Annotated in this window: 22 protein-coding genes and 1 pseudogene; 7 read left to right on the top strand and 16 right to left on the bottom strand. The window is 56.6% G+C overall.

The window, feature by feature from the left end:
• The first annotated feature begins 19 nt into the window (after positions 1-19).
• Together MY052_RS08250 and MY052_RS08245 are read left to right on the top strand one after the other, a co-directional pair.
• A complete protein-coding gene (locus MY052_RS08250) occupies positions 20-739 on the top strand; it encodes a MerR family transcriptional regulator (protein WP_202217609.1) in 720 nt (239 codons plus the stop codon).
• 59 nt (positions 740-798) lie between these two features.
• A complete protein-coding gene (locus MY052_RS08245; RefSeq protein ID WP_115073879.1) occupies positions 799-912 on the top strand; it encodes a protein YohO in 114 nt (37 codons plus the stop codon).
• On the opposite strand, the gene MY052_RS08240 is transcribed toward MY052_RS08245, so the two are convergent.
• The 8 genes from MY052_RS08240 to bglX form a co-directional block, all read right to left on the bottom strand.
• Complete coding sequence (locus MY052_RS08240) at positions 887-1624, bottom strand: ABC transporter permease (protein WP_248538536.1); 738 nt, start codon at positions 1622-1624, stop codon at positions 887-889. The genes MY052_RS08245 and MY052_RS08240 overlap by 26 nt on opposite strands.
• Positions 1608-2555: an ABC transporter ATP-binding protein gene (locus MY052_RS08235; RefSeq protein WP_248538535.1), complete on the bottom strand. Its 948-nt coding sequence runs from the start codon at positions 2553-2555 to the stop codon at positions 1608-1610. The genes MY052_RS08240 and MY052_RS08235 overlap by 17 nt, the downstream gene beginning before the upstream one ends.
• Positions 2548-3702, bottom strand: coding sequence for an ABC transporter permease (locus MY052_RS08230; RefSeq protein WP_248538534.1), 1155 nt, complete (start codon positions 3700-3702; stop codon positions 2548-2550). Before MY052_RS08230 ends, MY052_RS08235 begins: the two co-directional genes overlap by 8 nt.
• A 12-nt stretch (positions 3703-3714) precedes the next feature.
• The gene (osmF, locus tag MY052_RS08225) at positions 3715-4632 is read right to left on the bottom strand and encodes a glycine betaine ABC transporter substrate-binding protein OsmF (RefSeq protein ID WP_035895669.1); all 918 of its coding nucleotides are present in this window, start codon (positions 4630-4632) and stop codon (positions 3715-3717) included.
• Between the two features lie 71 nt (positions 4633-4703).
• Positions 4704-5939, bottom strand: coding sequence for an MFS transporter (locus MY052_RS08220; RefSeq protein ID WP_248538533.1), 1236 nt, complete (start codon positions 5937-5939; stop codon positions 4704-4706).
• A gap of 103 nt (positions 5940-6042) precedes the next feature.
• Complete coding sequence (locus tag MY052_RS08215; RefSeq protein ID WP_248538531.1) at positions 6043-7605, bottom strand: MFS transporter; 1563 nt, start codon at positions 7603-7605, stop codon at positions 6043-6045.
• A gap of 62 nt (positions 7606-7667) precedes the next feature.
• Positions 7668-9008: a glycoside hydrolase family 28 protein gene (locus MY052_RS08210; protein WP_248538530.1), complete on the bottom strand. Its 1341-nt coding sequence runs from the start codon at positions 9006-9008 to the stop codon at positions 7668-7670.
• A gap of 391 nt (positions 9009-9399) precedes the next feature.
• On the bottom strand, positions 9400-11697 hold the full coding sequence (bglX, locus tag MY052_RS08205; protein ID WP_072011418.1) for a beta-glucosidase BglX: 2298 nt from the start codon (positions 11695-11697) through the stop codon (positions 9400-9402).
• A 198-nt stretch (positions 11698-11895) separates the two neighbouring features.
• Between bglX and dld the strand changes: the two genes are divergently transcribed.
• Complete coding sequence (dld, locus tag MY052_RS08200) at positions 11896-13617, top strand: D-lactate dehydrogenase (protein ID WP_035895663.1); 1722 nt, start codon at positions 11896-11898, stop codon at positions 13615-13617.
• A 120-nt stretch (positions 13618-13737) separates the two neighbouring features.
• Entirely contained in the window at positions 13738-14292 is a 555-nt protein-coding gene (locus MY052_RS08195) for a GNAT family N-acetyltransferase (RefSeq protein WP_248538916.1), read from the top strand.
• On the opposite strand, the gene pbpG is transcribed toward MY052_RS08195, so the two are convergent.
• Positions 14293-15246, bottom strand: a complete 954-nt coding sequence (gene pbpG / locus MY052_RS08190) for a D-alanyl-D-alanine endopeptidase (RefSeq protein WP_035895659.1) — start codon at positions 15244-15246, stop codon at positions 14293-14295.
• Positions 15247-15426: 180 nt separating this feature from the next.
• Positions 15427-16014 (bottom strand): Yip1 family protein, encoded by a 588-nt coding sequence (locus MY052_RS08185; RefSeq protein WP_035895657.1) that lies wholly within the window; start codon positions 16012-16014, stop codon positions 15427-15429.
• 154 nt (positions 16015-16168) lie between these two features.
• On the opposite strand from MY052_RS08185, the gene MY052_RS08180 reads away from it, so the two are divergent.
• Positions 16169-16741 carry a DedA family protein gene (locus MY052_RS08180; RefSeq protein ID WP_248538529.1) on the top strand — a complete coding sequence of 191 codons (573 nt, stop codon included), beginning with the start codon at positions 16169-16171 and terminating at the stop codon, positions 16739-16741.
• A gap of 42 nt (positions 16742-16783) precedes the next feature.
• On the opposite strand, the gene MY052_RS08175 is transcribed toward MY052_RS08180, so the two are convergent.
• Positions 16784-17440 (bottom strand): oligogalacturonate-specific porin KdgM family protein, encoded by a 657-nt coding sequence (locus MY052_RS08175; RefSeq protein WP_248538915.1) that lies wholly within the window; start codon positions 17438-17440, stop codon positions 16784-16786.
• 363 nt (positions 17441-17803) lie between these two features.
• Positions 17804-19243, bottom strand: a complete 1440-nt coding sequence (mdtQ, locus tag MY052_RS08170; RefSeq protein WP_248538528.1) for a multidrug resistance outer membrane protein MdtQ — start codon at positions 19241-19243, stop codon at positions 17804-17806.
• A gap of 133 nt (positions 19244-19376) precedes the next feature.
• On the opposite strand from mdtQ, the gene MY052_RS08165 reads away from it, so the two are divergent.
• Positions 19377-20111, top strand: a complete 735-nt coding sequence (locus tag MY052_RS08165; protein ID WP_248538527.1) for a class I SAM-dependent methyltransferase — start codon at positions 19377-19379, stop codon at positions 20109-20111.
• Between the two features lie 104 nt (positions 20112-20215).
• Here the strand turns inward: MY052_RS08165 and MY052_RS08160 are convergent, their stop codons facing one another.
• The 4 genes and pseudogenes from MY052_RS08160 to dusC form a co-directional block, all read right to left on the bottom strand.
• Entirely contained in the window at positions 20216-21586 is a 1371-nt protein-coding gene (locus tag MY052_RS08160) for a glycoside hydrolase family 1 protein (protein WP_248538526.1), read from the bottom strand.
• Between the two features lie 15 nt (positions 21587-21601).
• Positions 21602-23541, bottom strand: a pseudogene (gene bglF, locus MY052_RS08155) (PTS beta-glucoside transporter subunit IIABC).
• 29 nt (positions 23542-23570) lie between these two features.
• On the bottom strand, positions 23571-24404 hold the full coding sequence (gene bglG, locus MY052_RS08150) for a transcriptional antiterminator BglG (RefSeq protein WP_035893416.1): 834 nt from the start codon (positions 24402-24404) through the stop codon (positions 23571-23573).
• A 155-nt stretch (positions 24405-24559) separates the two neighbouring features.
• Entirely contained in the window at positions 24560-25498 is a 939-nt protein-coding gene (gene dusC, locus MY052_RS08145) for a tRNA dihydrouridine(16) synthase DusC (RefSeq protein WP_248538525.1), read from the bottom strand.
• A gap of 86 nt (positions 25499-25584) precedes the next feature.
• On the opposite strand from dusC, the gene MY052_RS08140 reads away from it, so the two are divergent.
• Positions 25585-26967 carry a M24 family metallopeptidase gene (locus MY052_RS08140; protein ID WP_248538914.1) on the top strand — a complete coding sequence of 461 codons (1383 nt, stop codon included), beginning with the start codon at positions 25585-25587 and terminating at the stop codon, positions 26965-26967.
• Positions 26968-26998: the final 31 nt, after the last annotated feature.

The following is a 26998-nucleotide window of genomic DNA, read 5'->3' as shown; positions in this document are numbered from 1 at the left end:
TCGCATGCCGGAGGAAAAGATGGCGCTTTACACGATTGGCGAAGTCGCACAGCTCTGTGATATTAACCCAGTAACGCTTCGCGCCTGGCAGCGGCGATATGCCCTCCTGAAGCCGCAGCGTACCGACGGCGGCCATCGCCTGTTTAATGATGACGATATCGACCGCATCCGCGAAATTCAGCGCTGGATAGAAAACGGCGTTCAGGTGAGCAAAGTCAAAGGCCTGCTCAGCGAGCAGCAGGATGGCTGGCGCGAACAGCAGGAAAAAGCGCTGAACTATCTTCGTAACGGTCACCTGCACCCGCTGCGCCTGTGGGTGAAAGAACTGCGTCGCAGCTACAGCGCCCGCACGCTGGTCGACTGCCTGTTTAATCCGCTGCGTCTGCGTCTGCAAAGCGCGCAATTCGCGCTACAAACGCTGCTGGGCCTGCTTGACGGGGTATTGATTAACGATATCGCGCTCAATTTGGCCTCCGGCCGCCGTAAGTCAGGGCCGCACGCGTTGGTCATCGGCTGGAACGTCGCCGACATGACGCGCCTGTGGCTTGAAGGGTGGGTGGCCTGTGAGCAGGGCTGGCGGGTTGACGTGATGGCCCATTCGCTCACCCACGTTCAGCCGGAACTGTTCCCCGGCCAGACGCTGTTAATCTGGTGTGGCACCACCCCGAGTACCGTCCAGCTACAGCAAATGTCGCGCTGGCAGGAGGAGGGAGTCGCCTTCCCGCTCCCCGCAAATTAATCGTTCGTTAACAGACGAGCTTCGCGGTATAATCTTTTGGTTAACAAAAGGAGTACACCATGAAGTCAAGCAAACTCGCCGCAATCATCATTTTTGGGCTGATGGCTATCAGCGGTATTGGCGGTGTCATGCTCGCGGGATATTCGTTTATTGTGCGTGGCGGTGTCGGCTGAGCCGTAAACTCAGCCGCTCAAAGGCGCGGTCGACGATAATCGCCGCCAGCGCCACCAGAATGGCCCCCTGCACCACATAGGCCGTATTAAATCCGCTCAGGCCAATGATAATTGGCGTGCCCAACGTATTTGCCCCAACCGTTGAGGCAATCGTTGCTGTGCCGATATTAATGATAACCGAGGTGCGAATCCCCGCTACGATAACCGGTGCCGCTAAAGGTAGCTCAACCTGACGTAGCCGCTGCCAGCCCGACATCCCCATCCCTTGTGCAACGCTTAATGCGCTCTCGGAAACCGCCGCCAGTCCGGCTAGTGTTCCCTGTAATACGGGCAGAATGCCGTACAATATCAGCGCAATAATCGCCGGTTTTTCGCCAAACCCCATCACCGGAACGGCCATCGCGAGCACGGCGACCGGGGGAAAAGTTTGCCCCATCGCGGCTAACGTCTCGACCAATGGCCGGAATTCACTGCCCGCCGGGCGCGTCACCAGCACACCCGCACTGACCCCAATCACTATCGCCGCCAGGCTCGAGACCCCCACCAGCCAGGCATGCGCCAGCGTTAGCGAGAGAAATCCGGCCTGCTGGTAGAGCGGGCGCGGCTGTTCAGGAAACAGAAAATGAAACAGCGGCTCGCTGTAAGGCAAGCCGACGAGCAGCCCGACAAACAGCGCCAGCAGCCACAGCAGCGGATCACGAAGCAGGCGCATCGCTCAACTCCTCGCGCAGCAGATCGGCAAAATGCAGCGTGCCGCAGACCTGACCTGCCGCATCCGCCACCGGTAACACGGTGCGCCGCTGCGCCATAAAACCGGAGAGCGCATCGCGCAACGACGCGGTGGCGGTAATCGCCTCCCCTTCGGCGCGCTCACCATGACGCATGTAGTCCGTCACCTGACGCAGCGACAGCAACCGCACACCGAGTTCACTGCGTCCGAAAAAAGTACGGACGAATTCGCTGCCCGGCTGGCTGAGCATTTGCAGCGGCGTGCCCTGCTGCACCACTTCGCCGCCGTCCATCAGAATCAGGTTATCCGCCAGGCGCAGCGCTTCGTCAATATCATGGGTCACCAGCACGATAGTTCGCCCCAGCAACTGATGTATTCGGCGCATCTCTTGCTGAAGCGCCCCGCGGGTGACCGGATCCAGTGCGCCGAAAGGTTCATCCATCAACAATACCTCCGGATCGCCCGCCAGCGCCCGCGCCACGCCGACGCGCTGCTGCTGGCCGCCGGAGAGCTGATGCGGGAAACGCATGCGCAGCGCCGGTTCCAGCCCCAGTAGCGCCATCAGTTCGTCAATTCGCGCGTCCACCTTCGCCTTCGGCCATTTCAGCAGCTGCGGCACGGTGGCGATGTTTTGCGCCACCGTCCAATGCGGGAACAGACCGATAGACTGAATGGCATAGCCCATGCGACGACGCAGGGCGAGCAGCGGCTGCTCGCGGATATCCTGTCCGGCAAAACGGATGCTCCCGCTATCGGGCTCTACCAGCCGGTTAATCATTTTGAGCGTGGTCGATTTCCCCGACCCCGAGGTGCCAATCAGCACCGAAAACGCCCCTTCTTCCAGCCGCAGCGTGAGATCCTTCACCGCAGGATGCTGGCCGAACGATTTATTGACCGCAGAAAAATCAATCATCGGTCTCTCCTTTTAGTAAGGTGCCTGCCAGGCTGAACAGCGCATCGGCGATTACCGCCAGCGCGATCACCGGGATCACCCCGAGCAGCACCAGATCCAGCGCACTACTGAGCAGCCCCTGGAACACCAGCGCGCCAAAGCCACCCGCACCAATTAACGCTGCGACGACTGCCATACCGAGCGTTTGTACGGTCACCACCCGCAGACTGCGCAGCAGCACCGGCAATGCCAGCGGCAACTGCACGCGCAGAAACGTCTGGGCGCGGCTCATCCCCATCGCCGCTGCGCTTTCCAGCACCTGCGATGAAACCTGCTGCATCCCCGCCACCACGCCGCGTACGATAGGCAACAGCGCGTAGAGCACCAGCGCAATCAGCGCCGGAGCCAGCCCGGTTCCCGCCACGCCGAGATTCGTCAGCCACGGGAAACGCTGCACCAGCCCGGCAAGCGGCGCAATCAGCAGGCCAAACAGCGCCACCGAGGGGATGGTCTGAATAATATTGAGGACGGTAAACACGCTCGACTGCCGCCCCGGCCGCCGCCAACACCACATGCCAATGGGCACCCCGAGCAGCAGCGACGGCACCAGCGTGCCCCACAGCAGCATCAAATGTTGGCTGAGCGCGTCGTTAAAAGTCTCTTGCCGGTTGGCGTACTCTTTCATCAGCGATAGACCGTCAAGCTGTCCAATCCACAGCAGCCAACAAGGGAGCAGCCACAGCTGCACGTTCAGCAGCCAGCGCCATAACGCCCGCGAGGTCAAACGACGGATGGCCTCACTGCATATCAGTAGCATCAGCAGTAATCCCAGCCACAGCCCGCTTCCCGGCGAAGTACGTGCCAGCGGGCTACTATTCTGCGCCAGCTGCTGCGCGGCCTCGCCGCTCGCCCACAGCAAAAGCGTAAAGCTGGCTTCGGCAAGCAGCAGAATCAACAGGCTCGGCAGCCGACCAGGCAACCAGCAAAGCAGTAAAAACAGCGCCGGAATAAACAGCAGAATTAGCGGAGGAAAGGCCCAGATTTGCCATAACCAAAGGCCTTCGCCCGAGACCAGACGGTTCGGGGCGAAATTGACGAACGGCAGCGCGGCGGCAGTAAGCAACAGGATTGCCAGCAGCGCCACCACGCGATGAGTACAGCGAGGCATGCGATTAACCGATTACTTCGCCCACCCTTTTTGCTTCAGGTATTCTGCCGCTACGTTTTTGGCGTCCAGCCCTTCGACCGCAATCTTCGCATTCAGCGTTTGCAGGGTCTTTTCATCGAGGCTCGCGAACACCGGTTTCAGCCATTCGTCCAGTTGCGGATAGGCTTTCAGCACCGCTTCACGCACGACCGGCGTCGGCGCATAAATCGGCTGCACGCCTTTCGGGTCGCTCAGGGTCTGTAGCCCCAACGCCGCCACCGGGCCGTCGGTACCATAGGCCATCGCCGCGTTGACGCCAGACGTTTGCTGCGCCGCCGCCTTAATGGTGACCGCAGTATCCCCACCCGCCAGCGACAACAACTGGTCCTGGCTCAGTTTAAAATCGTAGGCTTTTTCAAACGCCGGCAGCGCGTCCGGGCGTTCGATAAATTCAGCAGAAGCGGCAAGCTTGAAGGTGCCGCCTTTTTTCAGATAGCCGCTCAGGTCGGCAAGTGAAGTGAGTTTATTTTGTTCCGCCAGATCGTTGCGCACCGCAATGGTCCAGGTGTTATTCGCCGGTGCTGGGGTCAGCCAAATCAGATGATTTTTCTCAGCATCGAGCTTTTTCACCTTCTCGTAGCCCGCCGTCGCGTTTTTCCATGCCGCATCGGTTTCATCTTTGAAGAAAAACGCGCCGTTGCCGGTGTACTCCGGGTAAATGTCCAGCGCGCCGGAAGTTATTGCGCCGCGCACGACGGGCGTCGTGCCGAGCTGAACCTTATTCACCGTTTTAACGCCGTGGCTTTCCAGCACCTGCAGAATAATGTTACCCAGCAGCGCCCCTTCGGTATCAATTTTTGACCCTACTTTTACCGGTTCAGCCGCCTGCAACGGCAGCGCAACCGCTGCCGCCAGTACCAGTGATGCCGTCCATCCCCTTGAAATCGTCATACGCTTTCCTCTTATTTTTGCGCGAGATATAACAGGCGCTTAAGCAAAAAGCGTAGACGAAATCTCAGCAATCACCCCTTTTTCGGAATCGTTAACGGGATCGTCAGTAAGCTTGCGGCGAAGTACAGCAGCGCAATCACCCACAGCGTGCCCTCTACACCCAGCGGATTCACGCACAGCGTCACGATAAACGGCCCGACAAAGTTACTGAGACCCGAGCCGAGATTCAGACAAGAGATCGCCGCACCTTTATTTTCCGGCAGCAGCGAAGGAATCAATGCGCTCAGCGGCCCGAACGCGCCAAGGCCGATGGCATAAATTGCCAGCGCGATAACCATCGCCACGCAGCTATGGCCAAACAGTACCGGCGCATAGCACACCGCCAGCGCCGCCGCACCGCAGAGCGTACCGGCAAACCAGACTACGGTGTTACGCCAGCCGATGGTATCGCCCAGCCAACCGAAGAAGTAGCTGGCGAAGATGTTCACCACGTTCACCAGGCCCCAGATGGTGAGCCACTCTTCAATGCTGAAGCCAAAGCGCGGCAGGTAGACCGGCATCAGGATAACCAGCGAGAACTTGCCAATATCGTTGATGGTTTTGACCACCACCGCCAGGCGCATTTTCGGTTCTCGCACCAGCACGATAATCCCTTCCGCCAGCGCCTGCCCTACCGCACCGTCCTGCTGCCACTGCGGTTTGTCGCGGTTGAGGAGCAGCGCGCAGCCGCAGCCCGCCAGCACGAAAATGAAGCCGGAGAGCAAAGTGGTGGTTTCACCGAGACGAGGGATCATAAAGCCGGAGAACCACGGCCCAACGATGGTCATGCCGACGCCAAAGGCAATCCAGAACCAGGAGACGGCGCGACCGAGAATCCGACTTTCGCAGCGCTGGTTGATCCACACCAGAAACGAGTAGGCAAACAACGGATAGGCCATGCCGCGCACCGCGTAGCTCACCATCATCAGCGGATAGTTGCCGTCCGGCAGCGCGACGAAAATAAACGGGACTGAGCCGATAAAATAGAGCAGCGTCGCCAGCCACATCAGGCGACGAATGCCAAGTACGCCCGCGCCAATCCCGGAAAACCACGAGATGGCCGCCACGCATAGGCCAAAGACCGATGACAGCAGGCTGATATGTACGGCATCAAGCCCGCGCTGTTGCAGCAGCGAGGCCAGCCAGCTCTGTTCGATAGTTGCCCCGGTAATAAACAGGAAGACGCCAACGAATCCCCACGCCAGCTCGCGCGGCAGGCCGAGGCGCGCCCAAATGCCCTGTTGAATATATAAACTTTGATCGGTCATTTCCGTTATCCAAAAAAACGTCCCAGCCGTAGCTGGGGAACGTGCGGTTTGTTTCCCGGCGGCGCTTCGCCTGGCCGGGCTACAGGGTGCTTATGTTTGGTGTTTACGCGTTTTTCAACTGCGCTAACTGATGCTGCCTGGCTTTCAGCAGACTGCGGTTGACGTGGCCCACGGTGTTATCACCCCAGCAATGGTCGTACGGCATCCCGGTCAGGCTTTCGATAACCTCTTTGGTCTCTGCCGTGACGGCCGCTTTGCTGCCGCCCTGTTTCAGGCGCGCCACTTCATCGTTCAGCACCGCATGGGTGCGGCTGTTCACTTTGAACTGGAAGGCAGACCAGATGCCCCACAGGGTCAGCAGAACCGGCAGAATAATCATGATGGCGAGAATCATATTGATAGCCGACTGCGGCTGGCTGGTGTGACCGGTGATAAAGCCGGACATTTGCAGCGCTACGCCAACGAGGAAGATGGAGAACGCCTGTGAGGCTTTACGCAGCAGGCTCATAAAGCCCGCAAAGATCCCCTCACGACGGTTACAGGTCAGAATCTCATCCACATCGGCTACGAAGGTGTAGTTATTCCATGGAATGGAATAGATACCGCCACGCGCGAGACCAGCAACGCCCGCCGCCAGATACAGCAGCGACATACTGGTCGAGCCGTAGAGATACGTCACCGCAAACAGGGCAAACGCCACCAGCGCCATCAGCGCCTGAGTCGCAAACGCCCGAGACGGCGAGTAACGCAGGGTCAGCCAGGTAGCCACGCCGACGCCGAAGAACTGCAACCCGTTGATGACGCTCAGCAGGTTACTGGCTACAACGGACGAGGTCGCCAGCGCAAAGACCACGAAATAGGTAAAGACGGAGTTGAAGATATCCTGCGCCACCGAACCGCCCAGATACATGCCCAGGTGCGAACGGAAGGTTTTGATTTTCAGGGTGGAGACAAAATCGTAGTAGATATCGAAGAGACGTTTAGCGAACGGCTGCTTCTCTTCGGTCTCAACGCTGCGTTCGCTCTGCTCAATCTCTTCCAGCGAACGTTCCCAGGTGCCGAAGTAGACGAAGAACAGAACCACCATAAAGGCGACGGTGAAAATCGCCCCGGCGTAGAAGAACGAAATTGCTGAATCAGAACCAAAGTATGCCAGCAGGCGGCCCGGCAGGAACGCGGCGGTGAAACCCGCGAACTGGGCGATGTACATACGGGCGCTGGTCAGCTTAGAGCGCTTGGTAAAATCATTGGTCATCTCGGCCGACAGCGTGTGGTACGGAATCAAAATCATTGAGTAGACAATTTCAAACAGGATATAGACCAGCAGGTACATCCAGTAGTTGAAGCCCTGTACCCACAGCAGGCTGTAGACCGCCACCAGCGGAATGCTCAGCAGCAGGAAGAAACGGCGACGGCCAAAACGGCGACCGAGGCGCGTTTTGTGGAAGTTATCGGAGATGTAGCCCATGCACGGACACATGATCACATCGACAATACGCGCCACGGCAAACAGTGACCCCGCTTCAATTGGCGTCAGGCCGCAGAAGGTGGTCAGGAAGAACAGCAGCCAGGCGCTCACCAGAGTAAAAGCCCCTGAACCGATAACATCGGCCAGGCCGTAACAGATATAGTTGTGGAGTTTTATCTCCCGCACTTTTTTTATCATTTTCCATCCCCTTGAACAGAACAGGACGGCAAGGCCGCAAGCCGCGCCGTCGTCAAATAGCATCAGGCGTCGGCGTTTTCCTGCACGATAGCGTTCTCACTCCAGCCCTGCGGTAGCGGCTGCGGGCGGCGAATACGCAGGTCGTTGAGGGTGAGATTCCTCACCCCGTTGGCGTACAGCGCGGGCAGGCCGCCCGGGTAGGCATCCACGCCCCAGGCGCGGCCAGTTTGCGGATTCACACGGTAGGCGTTGTCGAGCCCCATGCCGGTTGGGCTTGCCGGGTTGCACGGCGGGCGAATGTCGTAGCAGCCCTGCTCATCAGACGGGCCAGCAAGCTGCTGCAATGAGAGCCCGTTGAAAGTGACATGGCGGATATCGCCCGGCGTTTCAGCGTGCAGGTTGATAGCGCCTTCGCTCACTCCGGAGAGCTGGCTAAAGGTAATGTCTTCTACCCTTCCCGGCTGCACCTGCGGGTCGCGGTGGCGTACGGAGATAAACACCGGGTCGGCTTTGCCCCAGTGGCACGGGTGGCCGTGGCGGCAGTCGAACAGAATGTTGCTGAAGATCATCTGGCTGAACCGCCCGCCGTCGCGGGAGACCAGGCCAATGCCGCGGTTGGACTCAAAGATTGAGCAGTTGTGTACCGCGATATGGCTGATGTCGGCGAACGTTTCGGTGCCAATTTTGATGGCGCAGCTTTTTGAGCGGATCAGGCAGTTGCTGACCACCACGTGGCGCGTTGGCTGCTGGAGCTCTTCTGGCTTGCGGGTGGTTTTCACGCAGATGCCGTCATCGGCGGCGCTGAAGTAGCTGTCGCTGATGTGCACGTGCTGGCAGCTATCAATATCCAGCGCGTCGGTGTTGGAAAGCGCCAGATCGTTATCAATGGTCAGGTTCTGAATAAACACCTGGTTACAGCTCACCAGATGCGCGGTCCACATCGGCGAGTCGCTGATGGTGATGTCGCGAACGCGTATCTGCTGGCAACCTTCCAGCACCAGCATGCGCGGGCGCATGGTTTTCGGCTGGCGGTAGCCCTGGGCATCGGCGCTCTCCGAAAACCAGGCGCTGGCCCCGCCCGCCAGGCAGCCTTCACCGCTGAGCGTAATGTGGTGAGCGTTGCGCGCATAAATCAGCGCCATGCGGGAAAGTTCGGCGACGGTTTGCGTCAGTTCAGCCGGATAATCTACCGCATCGGGACTCGCCAGCAGGCGCGCCCCGGCTTCCAGATGCAGGGTAAAGTTTGACGGCAGGACCAGCGTGCCGGTCATCCAGTCGCCCGGAGAGACCACCAGCGTGCCGCCACCGGCGCGGTCGATTTCATCAATCAACTGCTGAAGCTGTGCGGTAAGCAGGGTCTTGCCGCTGCGGTCGAGTGTGGTGTTATGCAATGAAATCTTCATGTGGCTACCTGCGAATGTTGAGATAGCTGCATTTAACGCGCTTGCGCCGATTCTCTCGCCGGGTAGATACGGGCTTTTTTACGTATTAGTGAATGGCATCACGCCGGTTATGGCCCCCGGTCATCGCTTTTGAGCAAGCGCACAAAATGGCGAGGCGGTGGAGTTTGATGAGTGACGGAGGTCACATATTGATTGAGTTTGGTGGGAGAAAAGCGGTGGGTTGACGCAGATAGGGAAGAGATGGGGGATAAATTGGGAGGGGGATCACAAAGCGGTGCGGGAGTCAGGGTTGGGGGATTGCCCCCTCCCCCGTGCCGGATGGCGGCTACTCCTTATCAGGCCTACTTGGTATGTTGTAGGCCTGATAAGCGCAGCGCCATCAGGCTTCGTCTTACAGCAGTTCGAACTCGCCCTGCTTCACGCGCGCCGAATCCACGCCGATAAAGACGTTAAACTTGCCCGGCTCCGCTGCGTACTGCATCTGCTGGTTCCAGAACTTCAGCGCGTTAACGTCAATCGGGAAGCTGACGGTCTGGGTTTCGCCCGGCTTCAGCGTTACTTTCTCGAACCCTTTCAGTTGTTTAATCGGGCGGCTCATCGAGGCGGTGACATCCTGCAGGTACATCTGGATAACCGTTGCCCCTTCACGCTTGCCGGTGTTGGTCACCTGCACACTGGCGGTCACGCTGCCGTCCGCTTTCATGGTTGGCGCAGACAGCTTCACGTCGGAAACCGAGAACGTGGTGTAGCTCAGGCCATAGCCAAACGGATACAGCGGGCCGTTCGCTTCATCGAAGTAGCGCGAGGTGTACTTGTTCGGCTTGTCGGCATTGTACGGGCGACCGGTATTCAGATGGCTGTAGTACTGCGGAATCTGCCCGACGGAGCGCGGGAAGGACATCGGCAGCTTACCGGACGGGTTGTAGTCGCCAAACAGCACGTCGGCGATGGCGTTGCCGCCTTCGGTACCGGCAAACCAGGTTTCCAGAATGGCGTCAGCCTGCTGATCTTCTTTCACCAGGGTCAGCGGACGACCGTTCATCAGCACTAAGACCAACGGCTTGCCGGTGGCTTTCAGCGCGGCAATCAGATCCTGCTGGCTTTTCGGAATGGAAAGCTCGGTACGGCTGGAGGCTTCGTGCGCCATGCCCTGCGCTTCGCCGACCACGGCAACGACAACATCGGACTGTTTTGCCGCGGTGACCGCTTCATCAATCATCGCCTGCGGCGAACGCGGGTCAACCTTCACCGCCTCTTCGTACAGGTTCAGGAAGTCGACGATGCCTTTGTCATTAGTGACGTTAGCTCCTTTGGCATAAACCACTTTGCCTTCATTGCCCATCACGTTCTTGATGCCGGTCAACACGGTGACGGACTGCGCGGCCACGCCTGCGGCAGACCAGCTACCCATCACGTCACGCTGGCTATCGGCCAGCGGGCCAACGACGGCAACGGTAGCATTTTTCTTCAGCGGCAGCGTTTCCAGACGGTTTTTCAGCAGCACCAGGCTCTGGCGTGCGACTTCACGCGCTTCGGCACGGTGCAGGCGGCTTTCGGCGTTGGTGTCCTGCGGGTCGGAATCTTTCGGCCCTAAGTGGCTGTACGGGTCGTTAAACAGACCCATGTCATATTTGACGTTCAGCACGTGGCGCGTGGCATCATCGAGTTCTGCCATCGTCACCTTGCCAGACTTAATCAGCCCCGGCAGGTATTTGCTGTAGAACTCGTCGCTCATGCTCATGTCGATACCGGCTTTCAGCGCCACGCGTACCGCATCTTCCGGGTCGGCGGCTACGCCGTGTTTAATCAGCTCTTTGATGGCCCCGTGGTCGGAAACGGTAATGCCTTTAAAGCCCCACTGCTTGCGCAGCACATCTTTCATCAGCCAGGCATCGGCGGTGGCCGGGGTACCGTTCAGCGAGTTCAGGCCGATCATCACCGCGCCGCTGCCGGCATCAAGCCCCGCTTTGTACGGCGGCATGTAGTCGTTGAACAGGCGCTGCGGGCTCATATCGACGGTGTTGTACTCTTTGCCGCCTTCCACCGCGCCGTAGGCGGCGAAGTGCTTCACGCTGGTCATCACCGAGTAGCGATCCGCCGGGCTTTTGCCCTGCATTGCTTCAACCATGGTTTCACCCATGATGGAGGTTAACCAGGTATCTTCGCCAAAGCCTTCGGAGGCACGGCCCCAGCGAGGGTCGCGGGACACGTCGACCATCGGCGCCCAGGTCATGTTCAGACCGTCGTCCGCCGCTTCATAGGCAGAAATGCGGCCCACGGTTTTCACCGCGTCGAGGTTGAAGGTGGAGGCCAGGCCTAAGCTAATCGGGAAAACGGTGCGCTGACCGTGCACCACGTCATAGGCGAAGAACAGTGGAATTTTCAGGCGGCTCAGCGACATCACCTGATCCTGCATGGCGCGGATATCCTGGCGGGTGACGGTGTTAAAAATCGCCCCAACCTGCCCTTCTTTAATCATGTCGCGAATGGCTTCTTTCGGGTTGTCCGGCCCGACGCTAATCAGACGCAGCTGACCGATTTTTTCATCGACCGTCATCTTCTTGAGCAGACCGGTCACAAAGGCATCACGCGCCTGCGGCGTGAGTGGGTGATTGCCGAACAGATCCTCCGCCAGAGCGGGTTGCAGCGCCAGACTCACGGCGACGCCAACAGAAAGTAGCCATTTCATATTATTGTGATCTCTTTATTCCATGCCGGGTAGCGCGGCTAGCATCAATGAAAAACCGCAGTTTGCCATAAACTTAAATGACGGCGGTACAGAAAGCTAAGGTTATTCTCTGATTTTTAGAAACATTCACTCACCAAATGATCATACAAAGCGCTATTCTTAGAAACGACAAAATTGTCTCGCCACAAGGAGTGGAGAATGTCTTCTCAAACCACAACTGATAATAATGCGCTGATTAACGAACTCTCCCGCCTGGTTGGTCACGCCCACCTGCTGACCGACCCCGCTAAAACCGCTCGCTATCGCAAAGGCTTTCGTTCCGGTCACGGCGACGCGCTGGCCGTGGTCTTCCCCGGCTCCCTGCTAGAGTTATGGCGCGTGCTGAACGCCTGCGTCAACGCCGACAAAATTATTCTGATGCAGGCCGCTAACACCGGCCTGACCGAAGGTTCAACCCCAAGCGGTAACGACTACGACCGCGATATCGTCATCATCAGCACCCTGCGCCTCGATAAGCTGCACCTGCTGGATAACGGCGAGCAGGTGCTGGCATGGCCGGGCACCACGCTTTATTCACTGGAAAAAGCGCTGAAGCCACTCGGTCGCGAGCCACACTCGGTGATTGGTTCTTCCTGTATCGGCGCCTCGGTGATTGGCGGTATCTGCAATAACTCCGGCGGTTCGCTGGTGCAGCGCGGCCCGGCCTATACCGAAATGTCGCTGTTTGCGCGCATTGATGAACAGGGCAAGCTGACGCTGGTCAACCATCTGGGCATTGACCTTGGCGAAACGCCGGAGCAGATCCTCAGCAAGCTCGATGACGAGCGCGTCAAAGACGGTGATGTGCAGCACGATGGTCGCCACGCCCATGACTACGACTACGTGAACCGCGTGCGCGACGTGAATGCCGATACCCCAGCGCGATACAACGCCGACCCGGAACGTCTGTTTGAATCTTCCGGCTGCGCGGGCAAGCTGGCGGTGTTTGCGGTGCGTCTCGACACCTTCCCGGCGGAAAAACGCCAGCAGGTGTTTTACATCGGCACCAACCAACCTGACGTGCTGACCGAGATTCGTCGCCATATCCTGGCCGAATTCAAAAACCTGCCGGTGGCGGGCGAGTACATGCACCGCGATATCTACGATATTGCCGAGCAGTACGGCAAAGACACCTTCCTGATGATCGATAAACTCGGTACTGACAAAATGCCGTTCTTCTTCACCCTGAAGGGCCGTGCCGACGCCATGCTGGAGAAAGTGTCGCTGTTCAAGCCGCACTTCACCGACCGCTTTATGCAAAAACTGGGGCACGCTTTCCCGGCTCATCTGCCGGAACGCATGAAAACCTGGCGCGATAAATACGAACATCACCTGCTGCTGAAAATGTCCGGCGACGGCATTGATGAAGCGCAGGCCTGGCTTACCGAATACTTCAAAGAAGCGGAAGGCGACTTCTTCGTCTGCACGCCGGAAGAAGGCAGCAAGGCGTTCCTGCATCGCTTTGCGGCAGCGGGCGCGGCTATCCGCTACCAGGCGGTTCACGCCGATGACGTGGAAGATATCCTGGCGCTGGACATCGCGCTGCGCCGTAACGATACCGAGTGGTTCGAGCATCTGCCGGCAGAAATCGACAGCAAGCTGGTGCATAAGCTCTATTACGGGCACTTTATGTGTTACGTTTTCCACCAGGATTACATCGTTAAGAAAGGGGTCGACCCGCACGAAGTCAAAGAGCAGATGCTGGCACTGCTGCGTGAACGCGGCGCACAGTACCCTGCAGAGCATAACGTCGGGCACCTGTATGAAGCGGATGAGAACCTGAAGCGTCATTATCGCGAGAACGATCCGACCAACAGCATGAACCCGGGGATCGGGAAAACCAGCAAGCTCAAGTATTGGGGCGAAAAAACCGACGTGTGATACGACGTTGGTGAGTTTCCCGGCGTCGGCGTGAACGCCTCGGCCGGGCTACATTCGAATTGTAGCCCGGCCGAGCGCAGCGACGCCGGGAGTTCTCCGAACACTATAAGGAATACAATGATGTCTACGCTTGATGTCACCCGCGACGGCGATGTTGAAATCCGTCACGCGCAGGCTGACGATGTACAAGCCATTGCCGCGCTGTATGCCTGGCACGTTCTTAATGGCCGCGCCTCGTTTGAAGAAGTGCCGCCATCCATTGATGAAATGCATGAACGCATGCGCAGCATTCAAGAGCAGGGCCTGCCGTGGCTAGTCGCACTGTATCGCGGTGAAGTGGTCGGCTACTGCTATGCCAGCCCATATCGCCCTCGTCCGGCCTATCGTTATACCCTTGAAGAGTCTATCTACGTCGACAGCACCATGACGGCACACGGTATTGGCAGCAGCCTGCTAACGGCGCTGATTGCCATTTGTGAGCAAGGCCCGTGGCGGCAACTGCTGGCGGTGATTGGCGACGGCAATAACAATACCGGGTCGCTGCGCCTGCATAAAAAGCACGGTTTCGAGGTGGTCGGTCAATTGCGTAGCGTAGGCTACAAGATGGGTGACTGGCGGGATACGGTAATTATGCAGCGTCCACTCAACGATGGTGACTGGACGCTGCCAGAATAATTAATCGTCCTGGGTGGTCTGCCCGCTACGTTGGGCTCTGGCGATATCGCCTTCCACCTGGGCTTCCTTCTGCTTTTTGTAGCTCAGCGCTGCCGCAGGCACCGGCATCACCTTCCCGGTTTCAACCCAGGTACGCAGACGGCTAGCGTCGGCGAAATGGGTATATTTGCCGAATGCATCCATCACCACCATCGCCACCGGACGTTTGTTCATCACGGTGCGCATCACCAGGCAGTGACCCGCGGCGTTGGTAAAGCCGGTTTTGGTCAGCTGAATGCTCCAGTTGTCGCGATACACCAGATGGTTGGTATTGCGGAACGGCAGCGTATAAGCCGGATGGGCGAAGGTTGCGGTATCTTCTTTGGTGGTGCTGAGCTGGCCAATCAGCGGGTACTGTTTGGTGGCAATCAACAGCTTCGTCAGGTCGCGTGCGGTCGAGACGTTATGAATCGACAGACCGGTTGGCTCAACGTAGCGGGTGTTGGTCATCCCCAGCGATTTTGCCTTGGCGTTCATCGCACGGATAAACGCGTCATAGCCGCCCGGATAGTGATGAGCCAGGCTCGCCGCCGCGCGGTTTTCTGAAGACATCAGCGCCAGCAGCAGCATATTTTTACGGCTAATCTGGCTGTTCAGGCGCACGCGGGAGTAAATCCCTTTCATCTCTGGCGTGTGGCTGATATCCACAGTCAGGATTTCATCCAGCGGCAAATGCGCGTCCAGCACCACCATTGCCGTCATCAGCTTAGTGATAGAGGCCATCGGGCGCACCAGATCTGGCTGGTTGGCGTAAATAACTTTGTTCGTTTCAAGATCAACAATCATCGCGCTACCGGAAGCAATTTCCGGCTGCGAGGCAACGGCGGTTACAGCCGTTTTTGCACTCGCCTGAGGCGCAAAAGGCACAGCCAGCACAAGGGCAAGGCTGAGCAGGGAAACGCGAAATTTCTGCATGGTGAGTATTCTGGCGGTTATTTATGCACATTATGATAGACAACCGCCTCGTACCTAAGGGGTACGAAGCGGAATGGCTCATCATAGCGCGGAGTGCGCGGAATCTACCAGAAAAGAATAGTGAATAAATGCTGCATTGCTGACGGAATTCATATTCACATCAGCAATGCATTCAGCGGGTTAAAACAGCCTGTACCCGTAGCCCCACAGCACCACGGTCAGCGCCAGCAGCACTTCCAGCACCAGCACCCCAATCGCCAGAGTGGAGCTGGCAAAACTCAGCCCCTCTTCCCGGTTAATATTGAGGAAGGTGGGAATGCCGACATAGAGCAGATACCCGGTATAGAACAGCGCCACCGTCCCTACCAGCGCGCACAGCCACACCAGCGGATAGAGCGCAACAATACCGCTCAGGAAAATAGGCGTCGCCACGTAACCGGCAAACACCATACAGCGTTTGAGTGAAGGACGCTGCGGGTAGTTACGCGCCATCCACCAGATAACCCGGCCCATCACCGCTACGCCCGCCAGCATAAGGGCGTAGAAGAGTATCGCCAGCCCAATCCCGGTCATCAGCGAAAGCCGCACCACGGTGCCTTCGCCAAAGTTCCAGCCAAGCTGGGTGGTACCGATAAACGCGCACACCACCGGAATGGCCGCCATCACCAGCACATGATGCACATAGTGGTGAGAGACCGATTCATTCTCACTGCGAATAACATGCATCTCTTTATCAGGGTGGGAGAAGAGTCCCCATACATGGTTCATAACGCCTCCTCAGCACGGCTTCGTACCACGTTGTACTAAGTATAATTCACATGAATAGATTGTTTTATGTACAACGTAAAAAATAGACGCAGCCGCACTTCTTGCGTGAGGGTGTATGATTAAAGGATTGAGGCAGTAAGGAGTGAGTGTTTGCATGGATATCAATAACCTGATTTCCCACTATGGTTATGCCGCGCTGATTATCGGCAGTATGGCGGAAGGCGAGACCATTACGCTGCTCGGCGGGGTGGTGGCACATCAGGGTCTGTTAAAATTTCCGCTAGTGGTCATTTCTGTGGCACTGGGCGGCATGATTGGCGACCAACTGCTTTACCTGCTTGGTCGACGCTTTGGTGGACGGCTGCTTAAGCGTTTTTCACGCCATCAGGCGCGCATTCGCAAGGCACAGCGGCTGATTAAAAGTCGTCCCTATCTTTTCGTGATTGGCACCCGTTTTATGTATGGCTTCAGGGTCATTGGGCCGCTGTTGATTGGTGCCAGCGGGCTACCGCCGAAGATCTTCCTGCCGCTGAATATTCTGGGTGCGTTAATCTGGGCGTTGCTGTTCACCACGCTCGGCTATCTGGGCGGAGAAGCGATTGGCCCATGGCTGCACCATCTGGATAAGCATCTGAAGCATCTCATCTGGCTGGTGCTGGTCGTCGTGCTGGTGATCGCCGGTCGCTGGTGGATGAAGCATCGGGAAGCGAAAAAACCGCAGGAATAAGCACGGTGAAGGTAGCCCGAGCGGCGGGCTACCGAGGGTTTATCAGAACGTATATTGCACACCGACGCGATAGCGTGTCTGGCGATCGTCTTCATCGCTGCTCACAGAAACGTTACCGATCTGCGCATACGGCTTCCAGTTTTTATCGATGCTGTAGGCCACTTTGAGATCCAGCTCATAGTCATCTTTTCCGTTATTGTAACGATTATAATCTTCGCTTTTCTTATACAAATAGTTCCCTTCAAACGTCCACGCCCCGGTTTTATATCCCAGCCATAGATCACCACGATTAACATGTTCATCATCTTTAGCACTCGATGTATCACGGGTATATTCATAGCGATAACGTGCGGCAACGTAAAACCCCCCTTCGAAATTATACTGCCCACGAAGATACGGTTTATAGATTGCTTTCGACGATGATGTTTCTAAAGCAAAGCCAGGCTGAACGGTTATATTTGGCATGGCATTAAATTGATAGCTAATAACATATTCATCGCCATTATCTACAACATCATTAAATGCTTTATCTGAATGTTCACCGCCTGACTTGGTTTTCGCTTCAACGGAAAAACCAAAGCCGTTAGCAAAACGGTGTGAGATCAGCACCCTATCCTTCTGCCCCTGTAAGGTGTCGGTATATTCATGGCGCAGGTCAATCGTTACCGCGCTCGCAGATGCGCTGGCTAATGCCAGCATCCCAAAGGTTATTAATTTTTTCACGCAATCGTCCTCTATTTTTCTCGTTAACAAAAACAGTGAGGAACTGGCTATAATATTGAAATGACAAATATAAAAAACAACGATTAAAAATCTATCCAATAAAAATATTAATTTTATGGCTGGCGATATTAGGCGGTGAGACATCACGTGTCATGCATTTAAATATCAATACGTGATCGGTGATACACTTTAATGAATACAGGATTGTTTATTTTTAATAAAAATAAAATTTAGATATTCGAAAAATATATTAATACCTAATACCATTTTATTCCGGTATTTATTTTTCATTTCCCCTCTGCATCTGAAATACCGAGGGGAATGAAGTATTAACCGCGTTTATTTTTCCGACTGATGATAGCCGCCGCCCAAAGCGGAAGTCAGTTGAATGCTGGCATCCAGCCACTGACCGTGCAGACGTAACGCATTCACGCGCTCCTGCAGGGCGGGCAGCTTGGCGAGGCTGACCTTAGAACCTGGAATGATCCCAGCGGTCATCCGCGCCTGCGCCAGCGTAACCACGCGCTGCGCATCTTTCTCAACCTGCTGTTGTTGCTGGTTTTTCTCCATCAACGTTTCGACCTGGCTTGCGGTTTTCGCTACCTGGTTTACCGCATCCACCACCGCTTTATTGTATTTAGCGATGGAGAGATTGTTCTGCGCGTTGGCGATATCCAGGTTGGCGTTCAGACGGCCGCTATCGAAGATTGGCAGCGTCAGCCCAGCGGTTACGCCCATCTGGTTGGCAGAGCTACGGAACAGGTCGCTTAAGTGCAGCGCATCCTGTTGCAGGAAAGCCATCAGGTTAATGTCCGGGTAGAATGCCGCTTTTGCCGCGTCGATCTCGCTGAGTGACGCTTCAATATACCAATGCGCTTCCTGCAGATCCGGGCGACGCGCCAGCAGGTCATAGCCTAAGCGAGCCGGCATTTTAGTGGCGACGGCAGGCAAATCAACTTTACGTAAATTCAACGACTGACTCTGGCTGTTGGTCAGCGCCATCAAACGCGCTTCAATCTCTTTCATGTTGCCCGCAACGTCGGCCAGCTGCTGGTCGGTTTTGCTGACGTTAATATCGTTTTCTGCCCCTTCGGCGGAGTTGGTCAGTCCGTGCTGGTAAAGCTCGGTATCCACGGTCACGATATTATTCTGTTCGCTTTTCACCTGCTCTAACACGCCGTGGATTGCCGCTTCGGTTTGCCACTGCCAGTAAAGGCGCGCCACGCTGCTGGAGAGCAGTTCCTGGGTTTGCGCCTGCTCGGCAACCTGCGCCTTCACTTCACCAATACGCGCCTGCACCTGCGCCCGGTTTTTACCCCACAGGTCGAGATCCCATCCGGCAGTCAGGCCAAAAGTCCCGTTGGTATACCACGGGCCGGTGTTGCCGTCCGTATCGGTCGCAAATGGCCCCATCAGGCCTTCAGAGGACATTTTCTGACGCTCAAGATTCCCGCCGAAATCCACTTCCGGGCCCAGAGACGACTTCGACATACGCGCCTGCGCTTCGGCAAGTTTGATTCGCTGGTCGGCAATCTGCATATCCGGAGCGTTCGCCAGCGCGCGGCTAATTAAGCTATTGAGCTGCGCGTCGTGGTAACCCTGCCACCAGTTATTCTGCGGCCAGCCATTTTTGACCGCCGCAGGGAGATCCGTAGAAACGTTCGAGGCCGGAACCTGCTGTTTAACAGGACTGCCAATATCATGCGACGGCGCACAGCCAGCCAGCGCGATGAGCAGGGGTAAGCCAGACAGCACGCTTTTTTTCAGAATTAAGTTCATTTGAGAAGTCAGGTAACAAAAGTAGGAGGGTTATATTAATTTAAATGGATTAAATCCTTTTAGTAAAGCGTGTGAGAACATAATTTGACATACTTAGTGACAGTTAAAAATCATTAAATTTCATGGAGTAGAAATGAGTCAGAACATTTATGACAACCCTGATTTCTTCGCCGGTTACGCGACGCTCGATCGCTCGGTTAAAGGGCTCGACGGTGCGCCGGAATGGGCCACTATTGAGCAAGTGATGCCCGCGCTGACAGGCCAGCGAGTGGTGGATCTGGGCTGCGGCTACGGCTGGTTTTGCCGCTGGGCGCGCGATCAGGGCGCAACGCAGATTACGGGTCTGGATCTTTCTAGTCGAATGCTGGAACGCGCACGGGAAATGACCGACAGCGCGGATATTGAATATCGCTGCGAGGATTTGCAAACCCTCACGCTTGCCGCCAATAGCTATGACGTCGCCTACAGTTCGCTGGCGCTGCACTATTTGCCCGATATTGCCCCGCTTCTCGCCTGCGTTTATCAGGCCCTGACGCCGGGCGGCACGCTATTATTTTCCGCCGAACATCCCATATATACCGCCCCGCTCAAGCAGGGTTGGCATGAAGATGAACAGGGACAGAAAAGCTGGCCAGTTAGCCATTATCAGCAGGAAGGCGAGCGCATCAGCAATTGGTTTGCCGACGGCGTGAAGAAGCAACACCGGACGCTGGGTAGCTGGATTAACGCGCTGGTGGCCGCCGGTTTCATCATTGAGTGCCTCAACGAATGGGGGCCAACGGCCGCGCAGATTGCCGCCAACCCGGCGCTGGATGAAGAGAAAGAACGGCCGATGATTTTTATTCTGCGCGCGCGTAAGCCAGTGTGAGTAGGGTGAGTACCGGATGGCGGCTGCGCCTTATCCGGCCTACAGGAGAGTGATATTGCTTGTAGGCCGGATAAGCAAAGCGCCATCCGGCAATTCACCAACGCTTACGCTTTCAAACTTGCGCCGTTGGTCGCAATCACCTCTTTATACCAGTCGAAGCTCTTTTTCTTGCTGCGCGCCAGCGTACCGGTGCCATCGTCGTGGCGGTCAACATAGATAAATCCGTAGCGCTTGGAGAGTTCTGCCTTCGAGGCGCTGACCAGGTCAATCGGCCCCCAGCTGGTGAAGCCCATCAGTTCAACGCCGTCTTCAATCGCTTCCCGCGCCTGCACCAGATGGTCATTCAGGTAGCTGATACGGTAGTCATCGTTGATGCTGCCATCGGCTTCGACTTTGTCCTTCGCGCCGAGGCCGTTTTCGACAATAAACAGCGGCTTCTGATAGCGATCCCACAGCACGTTCAGCAGCGTACGCAGCCCCAGCGGGTCAATCTGCCAGCCCCACTCCGAGCTTTCCAGATGCGGGTTTGGCACCATGTTAAGAATGTTGCCACGCGCTTTCTGGTTCAACGCCTCGTCAGCGGTAACGCAGCCGGTCATGTAGTAGCTAAACGAGATAAAATCGACCGTTGATTTCAGCGCTTCGCGGTCGGCGTCGGTTATCTCCAGCGTAAAACCGTTGTCGCGGAAATAGCGCAGCATATAGCCTGGATACGCCCCGCGCGCCTGCACGTCACCGAAGAACTGCCAGCCGCGGTTCTCCTGCAAGGTTTTAAAGATATCTTCCGGCTTGCAGCTGAGCGGGTACATCAGGCCGCCCAGCAGCATGTTGCCGATTTTCCCTTCCGGCACAATCTCATGGCAGGCTTTCACCGCCAGCGCGCTCGCCACCAGCTGATGGTGAATAGCCTGATAAATCTCAGCTTTACTGCTGTCGCTCGGCAGACCCACGCCGGTCATCGGCGCGTGCAGCGACATATTGATTTCGTTAAAGGTCAGCCACAATTTGACCTTGCCTTTGTAGCGCTCGAAGAAGCCAATCACCTTACGATTGCCCCAGCCGCCGTAGTTTTTCACCAGCGCCCACGGCATCTCGTAGTGAGACAGCGTCACCAATGGCGTGATGTTGTGCTTGGCCATTTCATCAAACAGCTTGTCATAAAAAGCCAGACCCGCTTCGTTTGGCGCAGCGTCATCGCCGTTCGGGAAGATGCGCGTCCAGGCAATCGACACGCGCAGACAGTTAAAGCCCATCTCGGCAAACAGCGAAATATCTTCTGGATAGCGATGAAAAAAATCGATAGCGATATCTTTTAAGCCGGAATCGCCCGGGATGCGTTCAACCACGTCGCCAAAAACGCCCTGCGGCTGCACATCCGAGGTGGACAATCCTTTGCCGTCCTCCAGATATGCCCCCTCGACCTGGTTCGCTGCGGTTGCGCCGCCCCAATAAAATGCCTGCGGGAATGCTTTCATCTCTCTCTCCTGTGATTAATGCGTAATGGTCAACAGCGGCTGACCGGCGCTAACCGAACTGCCTGCAACGGTTTCCAGCCCCGGGTAATCGTCGCTGTTGCTGATAATAATTGGCGTCGCCAGGTCGTAACCGGCGTCCAGAATGGCCTGACGATCGAAAGTGAGCAGCAGATCCCCCGCCTGCACCTTATCGCCCTCTTTCACGTGAGCGGTGAACGGCACGCCGTCCAGCTTGACGGTATCAATGCCCACGTGGATCAGCAGCTCAATACCGCTGTCGCTCTCAAGACCAATGGCGTGTTTGGTTTGGAAAATCGAGGCAACCTCACCGTTGAACGGCGCAATCACTTTGCCTTCGCTCGGAATTATCGCTACCCCTTTGCCGAGCAGTCCGCTCGCGAAGGTGCTATCCGGTACATTTTCCAATGCCAGAACGGTACCGGTCATCGGCGCCAGCACGTCGTTTTCTGACGCTTTTGCCACCGCTACCGGTTCTGCTGATTTATGCGGCAGACCGGCAACCATCGTCATCACCAGCGCCAGAATAAAGGCAACGACCGCACCGGTGAGACCGCCCCAGAAACTGGCATCCACGCCACCAGGCGGAATCATCTGCGCCAGCGTGAAGATGTTGGCCAGACCAAATGAGAAGGTGTAGCTGTGGCTAAATGCGGTGATAGCGCCACCAATCGCACCGGCCACACAGCCGAAAATAAACGGACGGCGCAGTGGCAGCGTCAAACCGTAGATAGCCGGTTCGGTGATACCAAAAAGGCCAGCGGAGAACGCAGAGCCCGCCAGTACTTTCTGACGCGCATCACGAGTGGCAAGGAAAATCCCCAGCACCGCCCCCACCTGAGCCACGACCGCAGGCACAATGATCGGCATCATGGAATCGTATCCCAGCACGGCCATGTTGTTTATCATCAGCGGCACCAGCCCCCAGTGCAGGCCAAAAATCACGCATACCTGCCACAGCCCGCCAAGCGCAGCCCCCGCCAGCCACGGCGCGACGACATACACCGCCTGATAGCCGTTGGCCAAGAGATGGCTAAGCCAGGTCGCCACTGGACCAATAATCAGAAACGTCAGCGGTACCACGATGGCAAGACAGATTGCCGGAGTGAAAAAGTTCTTCATCGCCGACGGCAGCAACGTATTGCTGCGTCGTTCAATCCAACAACTCAGCCAGGACGCCAGAATAATGGGGATAACCGAAGAGCTGTAGTTAATGAAAGTCACCGGAATACCGAGGAAATATTCCGCCGTTGCGCCCGGCAGTTGCGCGGCGTCAAAAGCCTGGATCATGAGTGGATGCGTTAAAGCACCACCCACCACCATGGTAATAAACGGATTCCCGCCAAACTTTTTACCTGAGGTATAACCCAGGAACAGCGGGAAAAAGAAGAAGAGTGCATCGCTTGCCGCAAACCAGATTTTGTAGGTCGCCTGCTCGGTATTCAGCCAGCCGCACGCCACCGCCAGCGCCAGCAGCCCTTTCAGCAGACCGGTTGCCGCCATCACCCCGATAAACGGGGCAAAAATGCCGGAGACCACATCAATAACCTGGCCCAGCACCGACGTTTTCTCGCCTTTATCAGCTACCGGTTCGCTATCGTCGGTTATCCCTGCCGCCTCACGTACCGCCAGCCAGACGTCATGGACGTGGTTGCCGATCACGACCTGAAACTGACCGCCGCTTTCGACCACCATAATGACGCCGGGGTTCGCCTTCAGCGCCTCGGCGTCTGCTTTGCCGCTCTCTTTAAGCTTAAAACGCAGTCGCGTTGCGCAGTGAACCAGACTCACTATATTCTCCTTGCCGCCTACGTGGCGGAGAATATCCTGCGCGAGTTCCTGATATTTCATGCTGAATTCCTTGACCGAGTATATAAAAACAAAAAAACCCGAGAACGACGCCAGATGGCACCGCGCTCGGGTTTTGCCTGCATTATGCAGTAACAATCCCATTGTGCTGTGGGGATTAACGCCCCTCTTTTCTCACCCGTTCGATATGAATGGCGAGAAACATAATTTCTTCCGTCGTCAGCGACCGCTGATAACTTTTTTGCAAATGCACCGCCACGGTTTCCGCACACTTCCACGCTTTCGCGTAGTTGTCTTTCACCGCGCTGTGCAGCTCAGCATCGTCATCTTCCACCACCGTTCGCGTCAGCATCCGCTGGGCGAAAAACTTCAGGTGGGTGACAAAGCGCTGGTAGCTTAGCGACTCTTCGTTGTACTCCAGCCGCAGTTGATACTTCACCAACTGCAAAATTTCCTGCATTACCCGAGTGACGTGCATCACCTCCGGCATTTCGCTGTTGAGCTGCGCCGTCACCAGATGCAGGGCGATAAACCCGGCCTCATCTTCCGCCAGCGCCACGCCGAGCCGCTTTTCAATCAGCGCCCGCGCTTCTTGCCCCAGCGCAAACTCTTTCGGGTAGAGCCGCTTAATGTCCCACAACAGCACATTGCGCAGCGCCACGCCTTTTTTTTGCCGTTCAATGGCAAAGTGGCAGTGGTCGGTTAGCGTGATGTAGACGCTCTCCTGTAGCCTGCCCAGCCGCTCGCGCGCCCGTTCGATAATCCGGTCGCAGGTGGTCATCACCTCAAGCGGGATCTGACTGAGTAATTCACTTAAACGCCCTACCAGCTCGTCGCTTTGCAGGGCAAAAATTTTCTCGATTTTCGTCTCATCCAATGAGTCGCCGACGCGTTTCTGAAAGGCTAGCCCTCGCCCCATCACAACCTGCTCACGCCGGTGTTCATCCAGAACCACCACCACATTATTATTAAGAACTTTGGCGATCTGCATTTATGAACCCCAGAAACAAAAAAACCTGACTTCTGACAGGAGCCAGAACATCAGGTTTTGCCTGCCGAAGCAGTAACAATCGGGAAGAAGTATTTCATTTTCACTGCCGTAAGCTCAATGGAGCAAACGGAAAATTGTGATGCAGATCGGATACTTTATGCCTGCCAGTCGTTTATCGCCCTGGCAATCAGCTTCGATTCCTGTAGCGCGCGCACGGCGATGAACAGTTCGGTGGCTTCGGCATATTCTTTGCGCAGATAGCCCAGCCACTGCTTGATACGCGCCACGTGATAGAGCCCGGTGTCGCCCTGCTTTTCCAGATGGGTATATTTCTTGAGCAGATCCACCACCTGCGGCCAGGGCAAACGTGGTTCGTTATATTTGATGACCCGGCTGAGGTTCGGCACGTTCAGCGCCCCGCGGCCAATCATCACCGCGTCGCAGCCGGTGACGGCCATGCAGGCCTGTGCGCTTTCATAGTCCCAGATTTCGCCGTTGGCGATAACGGGAATGGAGAGCCGCTGGCGAATCTCGGCAATCGCCTGCCAGTTGATGCGCTCGGCCTTGTAGCCATCTTCTTTGGTGCGCCCGTGAACGGCAAGCTCGGTCGCCCCCGCCTGCTGCACCGCATCAGCGATTTCAAACTGACGCGCGCCGCTGTCCCAGCCCAGACGTACTTTTACCGTGACCGGCAGGTGCGCGGGTACCGCTTCGCGCATCGCTTTCGCACCCTGATAAATAAGCTCCGGGTCTTTCAGCAACGTCGCGCCGCCGCCGCTACCGTTTACCGTTCTCGATGGGCAGCCGCAGTTGAGGTCTACGCCCCAGGAGCCGAGCTCCACCGCACGGGCAGCGTTCTCCGCCAACCACTGCGGGTATTGCCCCAAAAGCTGAATGCGCACACGGGTACCGGAAGGCGTGCGGCTTTCGTTATGCAGCTCCGGGCAGAGTTTCTGGAACGATTTTACCGGCAGCAGCTGATCCACCACGCGCAAAAATTCGGTGATGCATAGATCATAATCATTCACTTCGGTCAGCAGCTCGCGCACGAGCGAGTCGAGCACGCCTTCCATCGGTGCCAGTAAAACACGCATATCGTTATCCGGAAAAAAAAGAGGCGCTATGGTAACGTCTTAGTATGCCGCTTTCCACTGCCAGTCAACACATCAGGAGGTGAATGATGAATTCAAGGGATATTAAGCTTAAGACCATCCAGCCGCCGTGCGGTTTCAGCGACGTGCCGCCGGTCACGCTGACCGATGCCACCCTGCTCGAGCGCAAAAGCAAGCTGCTCGAACGGATGCAGGAAGAACGCTTTGATGCGCTGGTGATTTACGCCGACAAAGAGCACGGCGGTAACTTTGAGTACCTGACCGGGTTTATTCCGCGCTTTGAAGAGGGGCTTCTGGTGCTGCACAAATCCGGGCACGCCACCGCCATTCTCGGCAACGAAAACCTGAAGATGGCGGCTCATTCGCGCATTCCGGTGACGCTAAAGCACTGCCCGCTGTTCTCGCTGCCTAATCAGCCGATGGACAATGAAAAGCCGCTGGCGCAGTTGTTCAGCGAAACCGGGCTGAGCGCGATGTCCAAGGTCGGGCTGGTGGGCTGGAAGATGTTTACCACCGTCGGGAGCGATAACGCGAAGCTGTTTGACCTGCCGTGGTTTATCGTCGAAGCGATAAAACAGAGTACCCATGCCGATCTGGTCAACGCCGCGCATTTGTTTATTCGCGGTGATAAAGGGGCGAGAACGGTCAATAACGCCAACGAAATTGCCCATTACGAATACGGTGCCAACCTCGCCTCCCGCTGCATGCTGGCGGCGCTGGACGCCGTTGAACCGGGCGTTCGTGAAGTGGAGCTGGGCGCCCTGCTCGCCGCCGAGGGGCAGGCACCGTCGGTCGTCACCATCGCGGCAGCCGGGCAACGCTTCGAGAAAGCGAACCTCTACCCTTCGTGGAAAAAAGTCGAACGCGGCCAGCCGCTGTCGATGACCACCGGGTTTAAGGGCGGGCTTTCCAGCCGCACTGGCTTTGTGATTGCCGAGGAAAGCGAGCTGCCGGAAAACCAGCGGGATTATCTGGAGCGGGTGGTGAAACCCTATTTCGGTGCGGTGGCAGCGTGGCTTGAGCATATTAAGGTCGGGATGCCGGGCGGCGATCTGTACGATTTAGTGGAACGCGTGCTGCCAAAAGCGCAGTACGGCTGGCATCTTAACCCGGGGCATTTGAGCGCTGATGAAGAGTGGATGTCTTCGCCGGTTTATTCAGGCTCGGTCGAAACGCTGAAAAGCGGCATGGTGATGCAGATTGATATTATTCCGTCGGTGCCGGGGTATACCGGGACGAGTGCAGAAGAGAGCATTGCGCTGGCCGATGCCGCGTTGCGCCAGCAGATAGCGCAGGCGTATCCGGCGCTGTGGGCACGCATTGAGGCGCGGCGAGCGTATATCCGCGAGACGTTGAATATTGCGTTGAGCGATGACGTATTGCCGCTGTCCAACGCCGTGGGGTATTTGCGGCCGTTTATGTTGGCCAAAGATAAGGCGCTGGTGGGTTAGCGGCGCTGCGCTTGGCCGGGCTACGCGTTTC

The organism is Kluyvera ascorbata, from assembly GCF_023195735.1.
Taxonomy (GTDB): domain Bacteria; phylum Pseudomonadota; class Gammaproteobacteria; order Enterobacterales; family Enterobacteriaceae; genus Kluyvera; species Kluyvera ascorbata.
This window is presented reverse-complemented; position numbering and strand designations above follow the sequence as displayed.

Coding starts and splice junctions, on each gene's coding strand:
- MY052_RS08250 (WP_202217609.1), top strand. CDS start 20: ATGGCGCTTTACACGATTGGCGAAGTCGCACAGCTCTGTGATATTAAC.
- MY052_RS08245 (WP_115073879.1), top strand. CDS start 799: ATGAAGTCAAGCAAACTCGCCGCAATCATCATTTTTGGGCTGATGGCT.
- MY052_RS08240 (WP_248538536.1), bottom strand. CDS start 1,624: ATGCGCCTGCTTCGTGATCCGCTGCTGTGGCTGCTGGCGCTGTTTGTC.
- MY052_RS08235 (WP_248538535.1), bottom strand. CDS start 2,555: ATGATTGATTTTTCTGCGGTCAATAAATCGTTCGGCCAGCATCCTGCG.
- MY052_RS08230 (WP_248538534.1), bottom strand. CDS start 3,702: ATGCCTCGCTGTACTCATCGCGTGGTGGCGCTGCTGGCAATCCTGTTG.
- osmF (WP_035895669.1), bottom strand. CDS start 4,632: ATGACGATTTCAAGGGGATGGACGGCATCACTGGTACTGGCGGCAGCG.
- MY052_RS08220 (WP_248538533.1), bottom strand. CDS start 5,939: ATGACCGATCAAAGTTTATATATTCAACAGGGCATTTGGGCGCGCCTC.
- MY052_RS08215 (WP_248538531.1), bottom strand. CDS start 7,605: ATGATAAAAAAAGTGCGGGAGATAAAACTCCACAACTATATCTGTTAC.
- MY052_RS08210 (WP_248538530.1), bottom strand. CDS start 9,008: ATGAAGATTTCATTGCATAACACCACACTCGACCGCAGCGGCAAGACC.
- bglX (WP_072011418.1), bottom strand. CDS start 11,697: ATGAAATGGCTACTTTCTGTTGGCGTCGCCGTGAGTCTGGCGCTGCAA.
- dld (WP_035895663.1), top strand. CDS start 11,896: ATGTCTTCTCAAACCACAACTGATAATAATGCGCTGATTAACGAACTC.
- MY052_RS08195 (WP_248538916.1), top strand. CDS start 13,738: ATGTCTACGCTTGATGTCACCCGCGACGGCGATGTTGAAATCCGTCAC.
- pbpG (WP_035895659.1), bottom strand. CDS start 15,246: ATGCAGAAATTTCGCGTTTCCCTGCTCAGCCTTGCCCTTGTGCTGGCT.
- MY052_RS08185 (WP_035895657.1), bottom strand. CDS start 16,014: ATGAACCATGTATGGGGACTCTTCTCCCACCCTGATAAAGAGATGCAT.
- MY052_RS08180 (WP_248538529.1), top strand. CDS start 16,169: ATGGATATCAATAACCTGATTTCCCACTATGGTTATGCCGCGCTGATT.
- MY052_RS08175 (WP_248538915.1), bottom strand. CDS start 17,440: ATGCTGGCATTAGCCAGCGCATCTGCGAGCGCGGTAACGATTGACCTG.
- mdtQ (WP_248538528.1), bottom strand. CDS start 19,243: ATGAACTTAATTCTGAAAAAAAGCGTGCTGTCTGGCTTACCCCTGCTC.
- MY052_RS08165 (WP_248538527.1), top strand. CDS start 19,377: ATGAGTCAGAACATTTATGACAACCCTGATTTCTTCGCCGGTTACGCG.
- MY052_RS08160 (WP_248538526.1), bottom strand. CDS start 21,586: ATGAAAGCATTCCCGCAGGCATTTTATTGGGGCGGCGCAACCGCAGCG.
- bglG (WP_035893416.1), bottom strand. CDS start 24,404: ATGCAGATCGCCAAAGTTCTTAATAATAATGTGGTGGTGGTTCTGGAT.
- dusC (WP_248538525.1), bottom strand. CDS start 25,498: ATGCGTGTTTTACTGGCACCGATGGAAGGCGTGCTCGACTCGCTCGTG.
- MY052_RS08140 (WP_248538914.1), top strand. CDS start 25,585: ATGAATTCAAGGGATATTAAGCTTAAGACCATCCAGCCGCCGTGCGGT.